This window comes from Scandinavium sp. (assembly GCF_051650185.1).
Classification (GTDB): domain Bacteria; phylum Pseudomonadota; class Gammaproteobacteria; order Enterobacterales; family Enterobacteriaceae; genus Scandinavium.
The window spans coordinates 1-18,002 of record NZ_JBOFIN010000100.1; the positions used below are offsets into that span (position 1 = coordinate 1).

Genomic DNA, 18,002 nt, shown 5'->3' on the forward strand with positions numbered 1-18,002 from the left:
GGGATCAGGTAAGGGTGAAAGGGTGCGGTAAGAGCGCACCGCGCGGCTGGTAACAGTCCGTGGCACGGTAAACTCCACCCGGAGCAAGGCCAAATAGGGGTTCACATGGTACGGCCCGTACTGAACCCGGGTAGGCTGCTTGAGCCAGTGAGCGATTGCTGGCCTAGATGAATGACTGTCCACGACAGAACCCGGCTTATCGGTCAGCTTCAACTTCTTCTAAAACAATACGTTGGTGTGTCTCAGGCCTTAACAGGTGAAAATATGACACAGACTGTGATACAGACGAGGCACACCAACGGCTGTTCCATCCCGAATATCTTAAAGCGTGGCAACCGCTACAGCCTTCATTTCAGACTGCCTTCAGGCGGTTTCTTTCGTGCATCCCTGGGATGCGATTCTGCCAGTAGAGCAAGGTTCATACGCTGTTGATATTTTTTTCTGTGTGCAATTTCGGGAGGGGGTACTTCTGGAATCTTTGCGGCGGGGGGGAGTTGGGTAAATCGCCGGGAATTTTACCCGGCAGACGGTATGACGTACTAATTAAACGTACAGTTGCCGCCAGACGGCGCACCAATGAAAAGCTGCATCTTTTCGCAAGTCACGGTGATCTTCTGACCCTTCTTCAACTTCGATGCTTGCGCCTTCTCTGAATCAGCCATGCTCAGACTGACAGGCATGAATCGATTACCGCTCTCAAAACGAAGAATAACGTCATTCGTGAAGTTTTTGGTTATATCCTGAACGGCCCCCGTTACCTCCACCTTTCGACCTCCAATCTTGTCATCGGCTGCGACTTCATTTTCATCGTACAGCGCTGCCAAATCTTTTGCCGTCGTCCGATAGACACTTTCATCTGAAGCCATCGCCTTTGGTTTTGCAACGGCGGGTTCTGCTGGAGTTGGATAAAGCAGGCTGGAAACAAATATCGTCATAAACTCCTTTTGCATCGCGATATCAGCCGCAACCCCCTGACAGCTATCAATTACAATCTTGTCTGTTTTGGTGATTATCTTCCCTTTTTCTTTAAGTGCATGACCTGCCGCCGCGCCCATGATGAGCGAATCGTGGATTTCGTAATAGCTCGGAGTATCTTTCTTCATGCCCTGCGTTGCTTGCTTTATCAGCTCATCCTCAGAACCCCCTTTCAACGTCTGCTCACAACTGGCAGTAATCAGCGTTCTTACGTAAGCCGCCAGATATTCAGGATATGCCTGTACTTCGCCTGACGGAACGCCAGCAGCAATTGAAGCAAACGAAGCGAGCACTAAAGGTAACGCTATGACTTTTCTCATTTTCACTTTTCCGTATGTAGTTTCCCTGATGACTTATAATAGATTTAATCGATCGAAATCAATTAAATTGATCGTTTTTACAGATCAATAATTGAGACGTATCTTACATACGCCGCTTGCAGGAAAGCGGCAGAAATCAGCTTCAACGGAGGTTTAGAGATGGTAAGAAATGTGTTGTTGATGGGGATTATTTTTGCTGCGTTTAGTGCCACCGCCGGACGCGTGACAATGAGCAACCCGGAACAGTCCACCACGGCGAACGGGCAGACCCTGTGCGTCTACTCCAACAGCATCTACACCTTTACTTATGTCACCAGGTCGAAAAAATGCCCGTATAGCAGAACTTTCGACACTGCCGACAGTGAATAGAAAAACCGGAAATATTCACGAGATGAATAATGTGAAACGCAATTTCATTTTGAGGAAAAACCGCTTCCTCTGTATGGATGTTATTTGTACAATTTATCTTTCGGGATTTTTCACAAATAAGTACAGGACGTTATGAGCAAGAAGATTCATTTTTACGCACCAGCGACAAACGATTACATCAGCCCGACTTCGCTTTTCTCAGTCGCCCGAATGACAGTAAATGATGATGGGGTCCAGTGGTTAGAGACTCAATGGGTTGGCGGTGGTGAGTATCGTGGAATGGCTCTATACACCTCAGCGCTTGATGCGGCGATTGCTGCCGAGGTACTGAACCAGAGTGAAAGCCCATCAGAATGGCAGGTTTACCCCTTCTCTGATATCAACATCACAGAGATGATGAGAGATGATGATCAATACGAAAACTCAAAAATCACATTACGGTATCATGCTTGTGTTTGGCTTCTCAATTGACGATTTCAGAAACCTTGTCCTCAATTCGGCACTCTACCGCAGCCTGCAATTTCCTGAATCATTCCCCATCGGTGACGGCTTAGACCCCATAACGAATAAAGCTATCCTCAAGTTTGATGAAAGCCTGTTCGAGGGGATGAATGGTTACTGGCATGAAGAATTTGCAAACTATTGCGACGCGATGGACAAGCAGAACGCTCTGCCTCTCGAGCTCATCAAAGAGCACGCCCGAAATGCAGTATCAACGGCGCTTGTCACCTCAACACCAATGCTCAGCACTTCCTCGCAATACTGCGTAACCAGCTATTCCATCGAAAAACAAATGTGGATTGTGTCTTCCCTGGCGGTGAATGGCGCTAAACCCGCGAACAAACTTCATTAAGGATGATTCTATGCCAACTGGTCATTTTCTACGTATCGGCGATAAAACCTCATGCGGTGGCAGTATTCTCTCAGGCTCCCCGAATCACAGCTTTGGTGGCATTGCGACCGCGAGGAATGGTGATTCTGTATCGTGTGGAAAAGATAGCAAAATCTATCATATCGCTGGCGGCATCCCTTCCTACTCTATTCACGGCGTTGCAGCCGCTGGAACTTTGCACAGCCGCAGCACATGCCCCTGTAGGGCAAGATTCATTTCATCATTTCCAAATGCTTCTTACTGGGTTGAAGAAGAAAAGAAAGTTAAAGCCGCTCCTGCTGCTGCTCCACTGGTAGCCGCTGCACCTGCTCCTGAACCTGCAAAAGTTGCTGAACCTGAACAACATGCACAGGTAGCAAAGAAGAAGGTAGAAGCAAAGCGCGACCCTGTAGACTCTGGTTTTTGCGTTCTTCCATACGGTGCCGAAACCGGAGCCTATGAACCGTGGTTATTCGAAAGCGAACCACCAGCGGGAACACGTGAACTTTACCGCTCGCTGAACGGTGCAGGTAAGGAATACAAAGCCGGGTCTATTCTGCTGGTGGTCGATCCTGATAAGCAGGACAGTGAGCAAATCGCACATATGCAGGCCGCAAAACAGCGTATTGATACAGCGTTAGCGCCTCTCTCACACCAACAGGCGAATTTTCTTTTCAAGCACAAAGACACCATTGAGATGTTCGCCGCTGCTGCCAGTACGGCGAGCGATACCTACGGATATTCAGGACAAGCGACCGAGGCCGCGAAGGGGTATTTCGAACAGGTAGAAAAAATCCTTGTCGAGATTGAAAAAACCTACAAAAACCAGTACATCACCAGCGGCACACTGATCGGAGAACAATTCTTCGTTGAACGCCGTCGCCTGTTTGGTCAACTTGATAGCGTCCTCAAGATGTTCATGAAGCATCGTTTCATGTTCAATGAATACACCGACCTGAAAAGCGCCCTTGGTCTGTCCAGCAGTTCAATCACTCATCGCTGGAATGAAACAGGCGTTAGTGATATCGAAGGTTACGCGACACACATTGAGAAGCTGGCGAAGTACGTCAAGTGGATGGAAACCGCCGGGAAGATTGGCATCGGCCTTTCTGCCTTTGATACCGCAGCGAAGATCACCGAAGCCTGCACCGTAGGGCGAGATTGTGCCAAAACTTCGTTTACCTCCATTGGGGAATTTGCGGGTAGCTTAGCTGGGGGGGCTTTGGCAAGCAGAATTATCCAAAGCAGCGCAGCAAGTTCAATCTGTGCCGTAGTACTGGGGGCTGCAACCATAGAGGCAGGTGGTGCAGGTGCCTTGCTCTGCACGATCGGCGTAAGTGGTGGTATAGCATACGGAACTGATAAAGCTCTAAGCGAACTGTCCGGGGCTACTGGCGAATTCATTGGGGAAAAACTGGGCCTTTATGAGGTAACCAGCAATGATTGATATAAAAATGATTTTTATAATAACGATGTTTATAGGCTTATTATTCTTGGCAGCCAGCGTTATAGCCTCACTTCTGAACAGGAAGAGATTTAAGGAGGTCTGCCAGCTATACAAAGAGAAGTTCGGCAGTCTTCCCGATGCCGTATTACTGTTCGAAAACGTTAACTCGCTTTACTTCAAGGGCGCATACGGCATAAAAACGCAGTTCATAATCATGCCGCTATTGTGGAATAAAAGCTCAATACTGACCAAAAATGATGATAAAGATTTCATCCGGGGACTACCAAAACGGATTATCAGACCATTTTATGTAGAGGCAATTCTTGGTCTGATTAGTATAGTATTTTTTGTCATTGCAGGGATTTTGATGTTGGCGATAAAACGCGGTTGGGTGTGAAAGGCGCGTGCCTTGGCTGGCTTTGCACTGCAACACAAAGTGCGATACAGTCTGCGGCACAAGACAACTCCAGCGCCGCAGATGCCTGACGTATGGTTGAACGAAGCCGCCTTATCGGTCAGCTTCACTCATATAAAGACGCCCGCAGGTGAAAACCTGTGGGCGTTTTGCTTTTCTGGGCCAGAGATCAGTACTCCCGAACACACTGAATGTATTTCTGCGTCGACCGCTGAACAATGCCTGCGGCATCGCTCGGGATATCTTTTCCTTCAAATGCCCCATACAACGCATCGAACGGCACGTTTTCCAGCCTTTGTGCGATATCGGCGACGGTCGTTTCGGAAAGGGGGAGCATGTTGGGATAACTCCACATAAATGACACGCTCTTCGCTCCCGGTGCCACCTGAATAATATCCCCGGAGAGCAGCACGCCATTATCTTTCTTATGATGGAGCACACAGCCGCCAGCAAAATGGCCGCCGAGGCGTAGCAGCCTCACATGGCTATTAATATCGAATGATTCCCCCTGCCATAAATGAATATGAGGGCTGTCGCGTTGGGTCCACGCTTTGTCATCGGCATGCAAATAAATGGGCGCGTCAAATGCCTCCGCCCAGTCCTGCATCGTGGTGTAATAGTGAGGATGTGAAATCGCAATAGCTTTCAGTCCTCCCAGCGCGGTGACAATAGCCCTGGTGGCATTATCCAGATTGGCGATGCAGTCCCAGAGAATATTGCCTTCAGCACTTTGCACAATAAAAGCACGTTACCCGATGGCAAAGTCGGGCACGGTTTCAACGCTCAGAAGCCCCGGAGATATCTCTTTCCATTTATTAACGTGACTCGCATGAAGCGCAGAAGGCGTTATCCACGCCTGCCCGCTTACCGGAATATATTGCCGCTCGTCCTCGCAAATCGGACAGCATTCAGGCTGGCTGCCGCTCATCTCATAGGAAGTACCACACGCTTTGCATAACGTTATCATCGCGATCCTCGATGCCTGTTTACGGATAATCGAGCATGGCACAGTGCCGGTCGGGGATGTGTTGTATCGTGCTTAAGGCATACTTTTCTACTCTCGTTACGCCTTGAAATCTCTCCCCGACAATCCTGACATTTTCATTAACGGACTTTGCATTGCTTATATTTCCTCTGACGAAGCGAGGAGCATAATTATTTTGCAAATGCTGTTATCTCTATAAGCTTTTCCATCAATGATGAGAGGATGTAAAAATGAAAGTGACTTCTCTGCTGGCGGGTGCTGTATTTGTTTTTCTTTCCGGGGCCGCGCTGGCGGTGACACCGGAGCATATCAATTCCGATCGCGCTGACGGGTTGCAAAAAGTCGGCACTGTTCAGGTCTCGGGTGTCCCCGGTTCACCGGATGATGCGGTGAATGCGCTGAAAGCCAAAGCGGAGCAGCAGAACGCCCGCTACTTCCGGGTCGTTGCTCTGGGCAATTCTGCCGACTCCAGCCTCTGGCGCGGCAGTGCCGTACTTTACAAATAATGTCGCGGTTGCAATGCGTTGAGCTGTCCGCATTGAAGACTTCTCTAAAAAGCTCCATTCCTTCTCATGGAGCTTTTTATTTTGACCGCTGCAAGCGCAACGCGAAACGCATTGAAACCCCTTCTCCACAATCCTGTCACAAAGATTAACTGACTTTGCATTTGTCTTATATCGCCTGACTGAGCGGGCGACATACTTATTGATGTAAACGCTTCTACATCTCTTCTTCGAGGGTGATAAAAATGAAAACGACTTCTCTGCTGACAGGTGCTGCCTTCATGTTACTTTCTGCGGCTGCGTTGGCTGCTGGTCCAAAACAGGTCGATTCCGATCAAGCCAGTGGGTTGCAGGAAATGGGGACCGTACAGGTTTCTGGTGTGGCGGGTTCTTCTGACGATGCCATTCATGCACTCAAAGCAAAAGCGGCTCAGGATAATGCCGGTCACTATCAGATTGTTGCGTTGGGCAATTCATCTGACTCAAGCCTGTGGGGTGGTACAGCGATTCTGTACAAATAAAGACCTCGCAAGCACGCCTTACTCAATGCCTCACGATGCCTGTGAGGCTTTTTTATGTCCGCCCTGTTATTGTTGCCAGGATGCGATAAATGTTAACAACTATTCATTAGTCTGATGGGTTTTCCTCGTAATAACCTGAATAAGTAACAACTGATGTGAGCGCGATCGTATTTACCCTCATGGAATATTCTTATATTTAAATTATTTTTATTTCTTAAAAATATCCTGCTGTCTTATTGTGTAAATAATCACCTCTAACTGCTTTAAATATAATCTAAAACTCGTGTTTTTTAATAAATCAAGAGATTATTATTATCACCATAAAATAAAGTTATTCGTCTGATGTTTATTGATTGATATCAGACTAATGTGGGTTTGTGGTTTTTGTAATTTGTTGTTTTTAAATGTTTATATCGCTTTTTGTGATGAGTGTTGGACAACGGTCCAGATGAATTGTGAGTCATCGCACATACTCCGCTGTGGGTAATTACTAGAATCGCTCTCGAAAAATGGAATATGGATAGAGCGATATGGAAAATGTAATTCTGCCAAAAACTCAGCACCTCGTCGTTTTTCAGGAGGTGATTAGATGTGGCTCTATAGGTTCTGCTGCTAAACAGCTCAAATTAACGCAACCGGCGGTCAGTAAAATTATCAGTGATGTCGAAGCCTATTTCGGTGCTGAATTGATGATTCGCAAAAACACCGGTGTGACGTTAACAAGCACAGGTCAGGTACTGCTCGCCTATGCCGAATCCATAACCCGTGAAATGAAAAACATGGTCAGCGAGATCAACAGCCTCAGTTCGGGCGGCGTGGTCGATGTGTCATTCGGATTTCCGTCACTGATAGGCTTCACGTTTTTGCCTGAAATGATGAAAACATTCAAAGAACTGTTCCCGACCGCGCAGGTGTCCATGTTTGAAGCGCAGCTGTCATCCTTCCTGCCCGCACTGCGCGATGGCCGTCTCGATTTTGCGATCGGCACGCTGGATGACGATATGCAGCTTCAGGATCTGCACGTTGAACCGATGTTTGAATCTGAATTTGTGGTGGTGGCTAATCAGTCCCGAACATGCCGGGGAGCGATCACGCTGGAGTCGTTGAAAAACGAACAGTGGGTCCTCCCGCATACCGAAATGGGCTACTACAAACAGCTGCTTGCCATCCTCGAAAAACATCACATCAACCCAGACCACATTGTTAAAACCGATTCCGTTGTCACGATCTATAACCTGGTGCTGAATGCCGATTTTTTAACGGTGATCCCGTGCGATATGACAACCCCTTTTGGATCGGAACAATTTATTACGTTACCGCTTAAAGACACGTTGCCCTTGGCTCGCTATGCGGCTATTTGGTCTAAGAATTATCGAATTAAAAAATCAGCTTCGGTTCTCGTTGAACTGGCGAAACACGCCTCTTTACAGAAAGGAAGAAAACGAAGGCCGCTGGTCGAAGTATGTTGAATTAAATAAATATTAATATAACAGAGTTCTGTTATTCAGACCTCTATACCCTGTTATTGCCTGACATCAGAATAATGCCTGAAAAGAGGAACCTATGCACATTACTTACGATCTCCCGGTTACGCTCGAAGATATTCAACAAGCCAGGCAACGTCTTGCCGGGAAAATATATAAAACTGGCATGCCAAGGTCGAATTATTTGAGCGAACGCTGCAAAGGTGAGATCTATTTAAAATTCGAAAATATGCAACGTACCGGCTCTTTTAAAATTCGTGGGGCATTTAATAAACTGAGTTCATTAACCCTTGAAGAACGCCGTATAGGTGTGGTGGCCTGTTCGGCCGGGAACCACGCTCAGGGCGTGTCTTTATCCTGCGCCATGCTGGGCATTGACGGAAAGGTTGTGATGCCGCGCGGAGCGCCGAAATCGAAAGTGGCCGCCACGCAGGATTACTCGGCGGAAGTGGTGCTGCACGGAGATAACTTCAATGACACCATCGCCAAAGCCAGCGAAATCGTCGAAATGGAAGGGCGTATCTTTATTCCCCCTTACGATGACGCGCAGGTTATTGCCGGGCAGGGCACCATCGGTCTGGAAATTTTGCAGGACCTGTATGATGTCGATAACGTCATTGTGCCTATCGGCGGCGGCGGCTTAATTGCCGGTATTGCAACGGCGATTAAATCCATCAACCCAACCATTAAAATTATCGGCGTGCAGTCTGAAAACGTGCACGGTATGGCGGCCTCCTGGCAGGCAGGAACGATTACCCAACACCGCACTAACGCGACATTAGCCGATGGTTGCGACGTGGCACGCCCTGGCAATCTGACGTTTGAAATTGTCCGTGAATTAGTGGATGACATTGTGCTGGTCACCGAAGATGAAATTCGTGACAGCATGATTGCGTTAATTCAGCGCAATAAGGTCATTACCGAAGGGGCCGGGGCATTAGCCTCTGCGGCGCTGCTCAGCGGTAAGCTGGATCACTATATTCAACACCGTAAAACCGTCAGCATTATTTCTGGCGGAAATATCGATCTCTCCCGCGTATCACAAATTACCGGCTTTGTCGGGGCGTAACTGCGCCTGCGAACCGGTCTGACTATTTTCGCTAAGGACACGATATGAGTAATACTGAGACCCTGGTCGCCGGCCAGGCAAAAACCTCGGCATGGCGTAAATCGGATACCACCTGGACACTTGGGCTTTTCGGCACGGCGATTGGTGCCGGGGTGCTGTTCTTCCCGATTCGGGCAGGTTATGGCGGCCTGATCCCCATTTTAATCATGCTTCTGCTGGCCTACCCAATCGCCTTTTATTGCCACCGGGCACTGGCTCGCCTGTGCCTGTCAGGGAAAAATCCCTCCGGTAACATTACCGAAACGGTGGAAGAGCACTTTGGTAAAACCGGCGGGGTGCTGATCACCTTCCTCTATTTCTTCGCGATTTGCCCGCTGCTGTGGATTTACGGTGTCACCATTACCAACACCTTTATGACGTTCTGGGAAAACCAGCTCGGCTACGCGGCGCTGAACCGCGGCGTGGTGGCGCTGTTCCTGCTGCTGTTGATGGCTTTCGTTATCTGGTTCGGTAAAGACCTGATGGTGAAAGTGATGAGCTACCTGGTGTTCCCGTTCATTGCGAGCCTGGTGCTGATTTCACTCTCCCTGATCCCTTACTGGAACTCGGCGGTTATCGATCAGGTGAGCCTGAGCGATATCGCGTTCACCGGGCATGACGGCATTCTGGTCACCGTGTGGCTGGGCATCTCCATCATGGTGTTCTCTTTTAACTTCTCGCCGATTGTCTCTTCTTTCGTGGTCTCCAAGCGTGAAGAGTACGAGAAAGACTATGGCAACGCCTACACCGAGCAGAAATGTTCGCAGATTATCTCCCGCGCCAGCATGCTGATGGTGGCGGTGGTGATGTTCTTTGCCTTTAGCTGCCTGTTCACGCTCTCTCCACAGAACATGGCGGAAGCGAAAGCACAGAACATTCCTGTGCTGTCTTATCTGGCAAACCACTTCGCGACCATGACCGGCACCAAATCCACGTTTGCGACAGTGCTGGAGTTCGGCGCATCCATTATCGCACTGGTGGCGATTTTCAAATCCTTCTTTGGGCACTATCTGGGCACCCTCGAAGGGCTGAACGGCCTGGTCCTCAAATTCGGCTATAAAGGCGATAAAACCAAAGTCACGATGGGTAAACTGAACACCATCAGCATGGTCTTCATCATGGGCTCCACCTGGGTCGTGGCGTACGCCAACCCGAACATTCTGGACCTGATTGAAGCCATGGGTGCGCCAATCATCGCTTCGCTGCTGTGCCTGCTGCCGATGTATGCCATCCGTAAAGCGCCGTCTCTGGCGAAGTACAAAGGCAAAACGGAAAACATTTTCGTGACCGTCATTGGCCTGCTGACCATCCTGAACATTGTCTACAAGCTGTTTTAACTCTCCGGGCCACGAGTGTCTGTGGCCCGACTTCATTCGACAGAGAATGCTCAACATAAGGACGAGCGGAGAATTCTAATGATTGAATTTCCTGTAGTGCTGGTCATTAACTGCGGTTCCTCTTCTATTAAATTTTCAGTCATGGACGTGGATTCGCAGGATGTTTTACTGGCGGGTATTGCCGAAGGTATTAATACGGAGCGTGCCACATTAAGCGTCAATGATGATGCGCCCGTTGAATTATCAAAACAACATTACGAATGTGCGCTCAGTGCCATTTCAATGGAGCTGGAGAAACGGAATTTAATGCGCAGCGTGGCGTTAATTGGTCACCGTATTGCGCATGGCGGCAGCATATTTAATGAATCGGTGTTAATTACGGATGAAGTGATTGAACTTATTCGTCAGGTTTCACCCCTGGCGCCTCTGCATAATTTCGCCAACCTGAACGGGGTGGGATCCGCTAAACACCTATTCCCGGGCGTGAAGCAGGTGGCGGTGTTTGATACCAGCTTCCATCAGACGCTGGAGCCTGAAGCTTATCTGTATGGCCTGCCGTGGCGTTATTTCGAAGAGCACGGTGTGCGGCGTTATGGTTTCCATGGCACCTCACATCGCTACGTGGCGCAACGGGCTTATGAAAAGCTCAGTCTGGATGAACATGATTCTGGGTTGGTGATTGCTCACTTAGGGAATGGCGCCTCTGTTTGCGCGGTTCGTGACGGGAAAAGTGTCGATACCTCGATGGGCATGACGCCGCTGGAAGGGCTGATGATGGGCACCCGCTGTGGCGATGTCGATTTCGGGGCGATGGCCTGGATTGCCAGCCAGACCGGGCAAACGCTCAGCGAGCTGGAGCGGGTCGTGAATAAAGAATCCGGCCTGCTTGGGATCTCTGGTTTGTCATCGGATTTACGCGTGCTGGAAAAAGCCTGGCATGACGGTCATTACCACGCACGCTTAGCGATTAAAACTTTTGTGCACCGTATTGCCCGGCATATTGGCGGACACGCCATGGCATTAGGCCGCCTTGATGCCCTTATTTTTACCGGTGGTATCGGTGAAAACTCAGCGCTCATTCGTCAGCTGGTGGTTGAGCATTTGCAGGTATTAGGCATAGAGCTCGATCCGGAGAAAAATAAGCTGCCAGGAAGAGGCGGGGAGCGAATTATTTCCACGCCAACCTCCCGCGTGGCCTGTGCGGTTATTCCTACCAATGAAGAAAAAATGATTGCCATGGATGCGATTGCGTTAGGAAAAATACACGCACCCGCCGAATACGCCTGAAAAAGTGAAGAGAGAGTGACGTCATGAAGGTGAATATCGATATTAACGATATGCAGTATGCCGATGCCTGGCAGGGATTCAGCGGTGCCGACTGGAAACGCGAAATTAATGTCCGTGATTTTATCCAGAATAACTACACCCCTTATGAGGGCGATGAAACCTTTCTTGCGAATGCCACGCCTGCGACTACGGCGCTGTGGCAACGGGTGATGGAAGGCATTCAGGTGGAAAACGCCACCCATGCGCCTGTCGATTTCGATACCCATGTCGCGACCACCATCACCGCGCATGCGCCGGGCTACATTGAGCAAAGCCTGGAGACGATTGTCGGCCTGCAAACCGACAAACCGCTGAAGCGCGCGCTGCATCCGTACGGCGGCATCAACATGATTAAGAGTTCCTTTGATGCCTATGGCCGCGAGATGGACCCGCAGTTTGAATACCTGTTCACGCATCTTCGTAAAACGCACAACCAGGGCGTGTTTGATGTGTATTCCCCCTATATGCTGCGCTGCCGTAAATCCGGCGTGCTGACAGGGCTGCCGGATGGCTACGGCCGCGGGCGGATTATCGGCGACTATCGCCGGGTGGCGCTCTACGGCATCGCTTATCTGGTTCGCGAGCGTGAATTACAGTTTGCCGATCTGCAATCTTCCCTTGAGCGTGGCGAAAACCTGGAAGCCACGATCCGTCTGCGTGAGGAGTTGTCAGAGCATCGCCGCGCACTGCTTGAGATCCAACAAATGGCAGCCAGCTATGGGCATGACATTTCTCGCCCGGCCCGCACGGCGCAGGAAGCCATTCAATGGCTCTATTTCGCTTATCTGGCTGCGGTGAAATCGCAAAATGGCGGCGCGATGTCGCTTGGGCGAACGGCTTCTTTCCTCGATATTTATATTGAGCGCGACATGAAAGCGGGGCGCCTTGACGAAACTCAGGCTCAGGAACTGGTCGATCACTTCATCATGAAGATCCGCATGGTGCGCTTTCTGCGCACGCCGGAATTCGACTCGCTGTTCTCCGGCGATCCGATTTGGGCAACCGAAGTGATTGGCGGCATGGGGCTGGACGGCAGAACGCTGGTGACGCGCAGCTCGTTCCGCTACCTGCATACTCTGCACACCATGGGGCCCGCGCCTGAACCGAACCTGACCATTCTCTGGTCGGAAGCGCTGCCGATTGCCTTCAAGAAATATGCCGCGCAAATGTCGATTGCAACCTCGTCGTTGCAGTATGAAAACGACGACCTGATGCGTGCAGATTTCAACAGCGACGACTATGCCATCGCCTGCTGCGTCAGCCCGATGGTTATCGGCAAGCAGATGCAGTTCTTCGGCGCTCGCGCCAATCTGGCGAAAACGCTGCTGTACGCAATCAACGGCGGAGTGGATGAAAAACTGAAGATTCAGGTCGGGCCGAAAACCGCGCCGCTGATGGATGACGTGCTGGATTACCCCACCGTGATGGCAAGCCTCGATCACTTTATGGACTGGCTGGCGGTGCAGTACATCAGCGCCCTGAATCTCATTCACTATATGCATGATAAATACAGCTACGAAGCGTCGCTGATGGCGCTGCACGATCGCGATGTGCATCGCACGATGGCGTGCGGCATTGCAGGGCTTTCCGTGGCTGTTGATTCGCTGTCTGCCATTAAGTACGCGAAAGTGATGCCGGTGAGGGATCACAACGGGCTGGCGGTCGATTTTGTTATCGAAGGTGAGTATCCGCAGTACGGCAACAATGACGAGCGCGTCGACAGCATCGCCTGTGATTTGGTCGAACGCTTTATGCGTAAAATTGCGGCCCTGCCAACCTATCGCGACGCGGTCCCGACACAGTCGATTCTGACCATCACCTCGAACGTCGTTTACGGACAGAAAACCGGAAACACGCCAGACGGACGCCGGGCAGGAATGCCGTTTGCACCGGGCGCAAACCCGATGCACGGCCGCGACAGAAAAGGGGCTGTGGCCTCGCTGACTTCCGTCGCAAAACTGCCTTTTGCCTATGCCAAAGATGGGATTTCTTACACCTTCTCGATTGTTCCTGCCGCGTTGGGCAAAGAGGACGGGGCAAGGAAAACGAATCTGGTGGGCCTGCTCGATGGCTATTTCCACCACGAGGCGTCCATCGAAGGCGGGCAGCATCTCAACGTCAACGTGATGAACCGCGACATGCTGCTGGATGCGATTGAACACCCGGAAAAATACCCGAACCTGACCATCCGTGTTTCAGGGTATGCGGTGCGTTTCAACGCGCTGACCCGTGAGCAGCAGCAGGATGTGATTTCCCGTACCTTCACCCACGCGTTATAGCCGCCTGATGCGCACTCGGGCTCAATAGCCCCGAGTGCGCTGGGCAAACCGGAGTGTGGATATGATTAGCGCATTCGATATTTTCAAAATTGGCATTGGCCCCTCCAGCTCGCACACCGTCGGGCCAATGAATGCGGGTCAACAATTTATCAGCCTTCTTACTGACTGCGGTGACCTGCTCAACACAACCCATATCACGGTCGACCTTTACGGTTCGCTGTCGCTGACCGGAAAAGGGCACGCCACCGACGTCGCCATCATCATGGGGCTGGCGGGCCATAGTCCGCAGTACGTGGACATCGACCGCATTCCGGCCTTTATTCAGGAAGTGACCCGCAGCGGGCAACTGCCTGTGGCTGGCGGCGTGCATCAGGTTAGTTTTTCCGTTGTGGAAAGCATCCATTTTCATGCTGAAGCGCTGCCACGCCATGAGAATGGGATGACGATCACTGCATGGCGTCAGCAGCTTCCGTTACTGAGCAAAACGTACTACTCCGTGGGCGGCGGATTTATTGTCGAAGAAGAACGCTTTGGTCAGGTGTACGAACTGGAAACGCCGGTGCCGTACGCGTTTCATTCGGCGAGTGAATTGCTCACGTTGTGCGAGCACAATGGGCTCTCGGTTTCCGGGCTGATGATGCAAAACGAACTGGCTTTGCGCAGCAGGGACGAGATTGACCGTAATTTTGCCAGCCTGTGGGAGGTGATGCTCGGCGGCATTGAGCGAGGAATGAATACGGAAGGTGTGCTGCCTGGCCCGCTCAGCGTGCCGCGTCGCGCCGTGGCCCTGCGCCGTATGCTGGTCTCCAGCGATACGCTCTCAAGCGATCCGATGAACGTTATCGACTGGATCAACATGTTCGCGCTGGCGGTCAGTGAAGAGAACGCGGCGGGAGGGCGCGTGGTGACTGCGCCAACCAATGGTGCCTGTGGCATCATTCCGGCAGTGTTGGCCTATTACGATAAATTCCGTCGCCCGGTGAACGTCAATTCGATTGCCCGCTATCTGCTGGCCGCCAGCGCCATTGGGGCGCTGTACAAAATGAACGCTTCTATTTCCGGCGCGGAAGTGGGCTGCCAGGGCGAGATAGGCGTCGCCTGTTCGATGGCGGCTGCGGGGCTGATGGAACTGTTAGGAGGAAGCCCCAGCCAGGTTTGTATCGCGGCAGAAATCGCCATGGAACATAACCTCGGGCTGACCTGCGATCCGGTTGCCGGGCAGGTGCAAATTCCGTGTATAGAACGCAATGCGATTAACGCCGTGAAGGCCGTGAATGCGGCGCGTATGGCGCTGCGCCGAACGTCTGAGCCCCGGGTCTCGCTGGATAAAGTGATAGAGACGATGTATGAGACCGGGAAAGACATGAACGACAAATACCGCGAAACGTCGCGCGGCGGGCTGGCGATAAAAGTCCTCTGTGCCTGATTTTCCTTCCTGTTTTCATGGCGCATTTCGGTGCGCCATGCCTGTTTTACTCACGCCGTCTATCTGCTTTAAATACAAATTTGTATGAATAATTCATTACACACATTCACGGGAAGGTGAAAAATAATGCGCTCTCTTCCATGGCACCCTTAACAGGATGAAATAATGAAAAAAATGACACGCATTGCCCTACTGACGGCTTCTCTGATTGGCTTCACCGGTCTGGCTCAGGCGGCAGACGTAGCGCCAGCGCCTTCTCAGGACCCGGTTGTTCAGCATCTGAAACTGAGCAATGAGCAGGTGGCGAAGATCAAAAACCTGCATGATGCGATGGTGAAAAACGTGGGACAGGTTTCCATGAAGGATGTGAAAGACGGCGCGATTATTGACGTGATCCAGTCCGGAAAATGGGACGAGAAAGCGGTGAAAAGCCAGCTTGAAGCATTCAGTAAAGTTGAACAGCAAACCCGTTATTACCGTGTGAAGTACTACTTCGACGTGAATCAGGTGCTGACGCCAGAACAGCGTAAGCAAGTGCGTAAAGATTTGATTGAGTCTGCCAGCGAATAACGCACAGACGCTAACGCCGGGTGGGCCGGCCTGGTGTAGGCCTGGCGCTGGCCTATGGCGTGTCTTACGTCGGTGTTTGGTAGGTCTGGCAAGCGCAGTGCCACCGGGCAATAAAGCAAAAGCCCGCAACGCTTAAGCTTTGCGGGCTTCTGTCATATCAATTGCGCTTCCTGCGCCAGCCGAACCTCAGCTTCTGCAACAATTGCCGCCAGTTCATCAGGCACGTCATCGCAGCCAAATACTTTTCGTGTTTCTTGCTCAGTTGCCGCGGTATTCGTTTCGGCGACGGCTTTTTTCGACGCCGTTTTCTTCTGGTGTTTCTTGCTCACAGTGACCTGCCGGTGTTCAGGGCTATACCGGTAAATCTATCAGCAAACCGCGCAGCGGCGTATCAGCAACAAGTGTTATGTTAGCCTCGTCACGAATAAAAGCGCCGTCGCCACAGGTAAGGGCTTCCCGCTCTTCGCCAGGTGTGACTGCGTGAACCGTGCCATGGATAGACTGCAAATACGCGCGTGGCCCATGCAGCTGGAAGCTCAGTTGTTCACCTTTCTCCATCTGAATATGGTGTATCCAGACCTGTTGGCGCAGCTGCAAACTTTCCTGACTGCCGTCCGGCGATGCGATGAGCTGGCGGGCGCCATCGGTGAGCACCAATTTTTGCACCTGAGAATTTTCGCGCTCCGGACACGCATCCAGCCAAAGCTGCATTCTCGTCAGGGATTTCTCTTTGCTGAGGTTGTGTTCGCTGTAGCTGATGCCCGGCTGAGTGGCAATCAGCAGCGCTTCGCCCGCTTTCGCCTGAACATGGTTGCCTTCGCTGTCCCGATACTCTGCTTCCCCTTCAAGGATGATATTCAGGATATCGACTTTCGGGTAGGTGCGAGCCTGGAATGACGCGCCCGGGCCGAGCACTTCCTGATTCAGGACGCGCAGGGAGGCGTAGCCCAGTAGCTTAGGATCGAAGTAGTGTCCAAAGGAGAACGTGTATCGGGCCTGCAGCCAGCCGAAGTCTGCTTGTCCACACTGTTTGGCTGTTCGGGTAGTAATCATAATTCTTGACCTCTCTTTACACTAAAACAATGGTAAAGCTATGGACGCTGTATTGTTAGCCAGTTATTCTGCCGGGTATGTTCAAATTTACTGAATGAGAACGCCATGGCTAAAGAAAGGGCATTGACGCTGGAAGCGTTAAGAGTAATGGACGCCATCGACAGACGCGGCAGTTTTGCCGCCGCCGCCGATGAGCTGGGACGCGTGCCGTCTGCGTTGAGCTACACCATGCAAAAGCTGGAAGAAGAGCTGGATGTGGTGTTGTTCGACCGTTCAGGGCATCGCACAAAATTCACCAACGTGGGGCGAATGCTGCTGGAACGCGGACGCGTCCTGCTGGAAGCCGCCGACAAACTCACTACGGATGCAGAAGCGCTGGCGCGCGGTTGGGAAACGCACCTGACGCTGGTCACCGAAGCGCTGGTGCCCACGCCGGAGCTTTTCCCGCTGATTGAAAAACTGGCGGTGAAAGCCAATACGCAGTTATCCATCATCACCGAAGTGCTGGCGGGCGCGTGGGAACGGCTGGAGCAGGGCCGGGCGGATATCGTGATTGCCCCGGACATGCATTTCCGTTCCTCCTCAGAAATCAACTCACGTAAGCTGTACTCGATACTCAACGTGTATGTTGCCGCGCCGGATCATCCGATTCATCAGGAGCCAGAACCGCTTTCTGAGGTGACGCGAGTGAAATACCGTGGCGTGGCGGTGGCCGATACGGCACGCGAACGTCCTGTGCTCACGGTACAGCTTCTGGATAAACAACCGCGTTTAACAGTCAGTACCATTGAAGATAAACGCCAGGCGCTGCTGGCCGGATTAGGCGTGGCTACCATGCCTTATCCGCTGGTGGAGCAGGATATTGCAGAAGGGCGGTTGCGGGTGGTGAGCCCGGAATACACGAATGAAGTGGATATCATTATGGCGTGGCGGCGAGACAGTATGGGCGAAGCCAAAGCCTGGTGCCTGCGTGAAATCCCGAAATTGTTCGCCGGAAAGTAAGCTCTGGAGCA

General features: G+C 51.3%; 18 protein-coding genes, 1 other RNA gene and 1 pseudogene. 16 read left to right on the forward strand and 4 right to left on the reverse strand.

Annotation, left to right across the window (positions count from 1 at the left end; translation table 11 throughout):
* An RNA gene (gene rnpB / locus ACRCWW_RS12925) (RNase P RNA component class A) lies at nucleotides 1–215 on the forward strand; the annotation flags it as partial.
* A gap of 324 nt (nucleotides 216–539) precedes the next feature.
* On the opposite strand, the gene ACRCWW_RS12930 is transcribed toward rnpB, so the two are convergent.
* Complete coding sequence (locus ACRCWW_RS12930) at nucleotides 540–1,295, reverse strand: OB-fold protein (RefSeq protein ID WP_438682769.1); 756 nt, start codon at nucleotides 1,293–1,295, stop codon at nucleotides 540–542.
* A gap of 159 nt (nucleotides 1,296–1,454) precedes the next feature.
* Between ACRCWW_RS12930 and ACRCWW_RS12935 the strand changes: the two genes are divergently transcribed.
* The 5 genes from ACRCWW_RS12935 to ACRCWW_RS12955 all read left to right on the forward strand — a co-directional run bounded on the left by ACRCWW_RS12935 (nucleotide 1,455) and on the right by ACRCWW_RS12955 (nucleotide 4,379).
* Nucleotides 1,455–1,664 (forward strand): hypothetical protein, encoded by a 210-nt coding sequence (locus ACRCWW_RS12935; protein WP_438682770.1) that lies wholly within the window; start codon nucleotides 1,455–1,457, stop codon nucleotides 1,662–1,664.
* Between the two features lie 132 nt (nucleotides 1,665–1,796).
* On the forward strand, nucleotides 1,797–2,135 hold the full coding sequence (locus tag ACRCWW_RS12940) for a hypothetical protein (RefSeq protein WP_438682771.1): 339 nt from the start codon (nucleotides 1,797–1,799) through the stop codon (nucleotides 2,133–2,135).
* Nucleotides 2,071–2,517, forward strand: a complete 447-nt coding sequence (locus ACRCWW_RS12945; protein ID WP_438682772.1) for a hypothetical protein — start codon at nucleotides 2,071–2,073, stop codon at nucleotides 2,515–2,517. The genes ACRCWW_RS12940 and ACRCWW_RS12945 overlap by 65 nt, the downstream gene beginning before the upstream one ends.
* Before the next feature lie 10 nt (nucleotides 2,518–2,527).
* The gene (locus ACRCWW_RS12950) at nucleotides 2,528–3,982 is read left to right on the forward strand and encodes a PAAR domain-containing protein (RefSeq protein ID WP_438682773.1); all 1,455 of its coding nucleotides are present in this window, start codon (nucleotides 2,528–2,530) and stop codon (nucleotides 3,980–3,982) included.
* Nucleotides 3,975–4,379 carry a hypothetical protein gene (locus ACRCWW_RS12955; protein ID WP_438682774.1) on the forward strand — a complete coding sequence of 135 codons (405 nt, stop codon included), beginning with the start codon at nucleotides 3,975–3,977 and terminating at the stop codon, nucleotides 4,377–4,379. The genes ACRCWW_RS12950 and ACRCWW_RS12955 overlap by 8 nt, the downstream gene beginning before the upstream one ends.
* Before the next feature lie 187 nt (nucleotides 4,380–4,566).
* On the opposite strand, the pseudogene ACRCWW_RS12960 reads toward ACRCWW_RS12955, so the two are convergent.
* Nucleotides 4,567–5,364 (reverse strand): annotated as a pseudogene (locus ACRCWW_RS12960) (MBL fold metallo-hydrolase).
* 248 nt (nucleotides 5,365–5,612) lie between these two features.
* Here ACRCWW_RS12960 and ACRCWW_RS12965 point away from each other — a divergent pair.
* From ACRCWW_RS12965 to ACRCWW_RS13005, 9 genes are all read left to right on the forward strand, one after another.
* Nucleotides 5,613–5,888: a YdgH/BhsA/McbA-like domain containing protein gene (locus ACRCWW_RS12965; RefSeq protein ID WP_438682775.1), complete on the forward strand. Its 276-nt coding sequence runs from the start codon at nucleotides 5,613–5,615 to the stop codon at nucleotides 5,886–5,888.
* A gap of 242 nt (nucleotides 5,889–6,130) precedes the next feature.
* Nucleotides 6,131–6,406 (forward strand): YdgH/BhsA/McbA-like domain containing protein, encoded by a 276-nt coding sequence (locus tag ACRCWW_RS12970; protein WP_438682776.1) that lies wholly within the window; start codon nucleotides 6,131–6,133, stop codon nucleotides 6,404–6,406.
* Between the two features lie 530 nt (nucleotides 6,407–6,936).
* The gene (gene tdcA, locus ACRCWW_RS12975) at nucleotides 6,937–7,875 is read left to right on the forward strand and encodes a transcriptional regulator TdcA (RefSeq protein ID WP_438682777.1); all 939 of its coding nucleotides are present in this window, start codon (nucleotides 6,937–6,939) and stop codon (nucleotides 7,873–7,875) included.
* A gap of 94 nt (nucleotides 7,876–7,969) precedes the next feature.
* Entirely contained in the window at nucleotides 7,970–8,959 is a 990-nt protein-coding gene (tdcB, locus tag ACRCWW_RS12980) for a bifunctional threonine ammonia-lyase/L-serine ammonia-lyase TdcB (protein ID WP_438682778.1), read from the forward strand.
* Nucleotides 8,960–9,003: 44 nt separating this feature from the next.
* Complete coding sequence (gene tdcC, locus ACRCWW_RS12985; protein ID WP_438682779.1) at nucleotides 9,004–10,335, forward strand: threonine/serine transporter TdcC; 1,332 nt, start codon at nucleotides 9,004–9,006, stop codon at nucleotides 10,333–10,335.
* Between the two features lie 78 nt (nucleotides 10,336–10,413).
* Entirely contained in the window at nucleotides 10,414–11,622 is a 1,209-nt protein-coding gene (gene tdcD / locus ACRCWW_RS12990) for a propionate kinase (RefSeq protein ID WP_438682780.1), read from the forward strand.
* Nucleotides 11,623–11,645: 23 nt separating this feature from the next.
* Nucleotides 11,646–13,940: a formate C-acetyltransferase gene (gene pflB, locus ACRCWW_RS12995; protein WP_438682781.1), complete on the forward strand. Its 2,295-nt coding sequence runs from the start codon at nucleotides 11,646–11,648 to the stop codon at nucleotides 13,938–13,940.
* A 61-nt stretch (nucleotides 13,941–14,001) separates the two neighbouring features.
* Nucleotides 14,002–15,366, forward strand: a complete 1,365-nt coding sequence (gene tdcG, locus ACRCWW_RS13000; protein WP_438682782.1) for an L-serine ammonia-lyase — start codon at nucleotides 14,002–14,004, stop codon at nucleotides 15,364–15,366.
* A gap of 165 nt (nucleotides 15,367–15,531) precedes the next feature.
* Nucleotides 15,532–15,936: a Spy/CpxP family protein refolding chaperone gene (locus ACRCWW_RS13005; protein WP_438682783.1), complete on the forward strand. Its 405-nt coding sequence runs from the start codon at nucleotides 15,532–15,534 to the stop codon at nucleotides 15,934–15,936.
* Nucleotides 15,937–16,088: 152 nt separating this feature from the next.
* Here the strand turns inward: ACRCWW_RS13005 and ACRCWW_RS13010 are convergent, their stop codons facing one another.
* Both ACRCWW_RS13010 and ACRCWW_RS13015 read right to left on the reverse strand, forming a co-directional pair.
* Complete coding sequence (locus tag ACRCWW_RS13010) at nucleotides 16,089–16,265, reverse strand: hypothetical protein (RefSeq protein WP_438682784.1); 177 nt, start codon at nucleotides 16,263–16,265, stop codon at nucleotides 16,089–16,091.
* A gap of 22 nt (nucleotides 16,266–16,287) precedes the next feature.
* Nucleotides 16,288–16,989: a pirin family protein gene (locus ACRCWW_RS13015; RefSeq protein ID WP_438682785.1), complete on the reverse strand. Its 702-nt coding sequence runs from the start codon at nucleotides 16,987–16,989 to the stop codon at nucleotides 16,288–16,290.
* Nucleotides 16,990–17,094: 105 nt separating this feature from the next.
* On the opposite strand from ACRCWW_RS13015, the gene yhaJ reads away from it, so the two are divergent.
* Nucleotides 17,095–17,991 (forward strand): DNA-binding transcriptional regulator YhaJ, encoded by an 897-nt coding sequence (gene yhaJ / locus ACRCWW_RS13020; RefSeq protein ID WP_404657509.1) that lies wholly within the window; start codon nucleotides 17,095–17,097, stop codon nucleotides 17,989–17,991.
* Nucleotides 17,992–18,002: the final 11 nt, after the last annotated feature.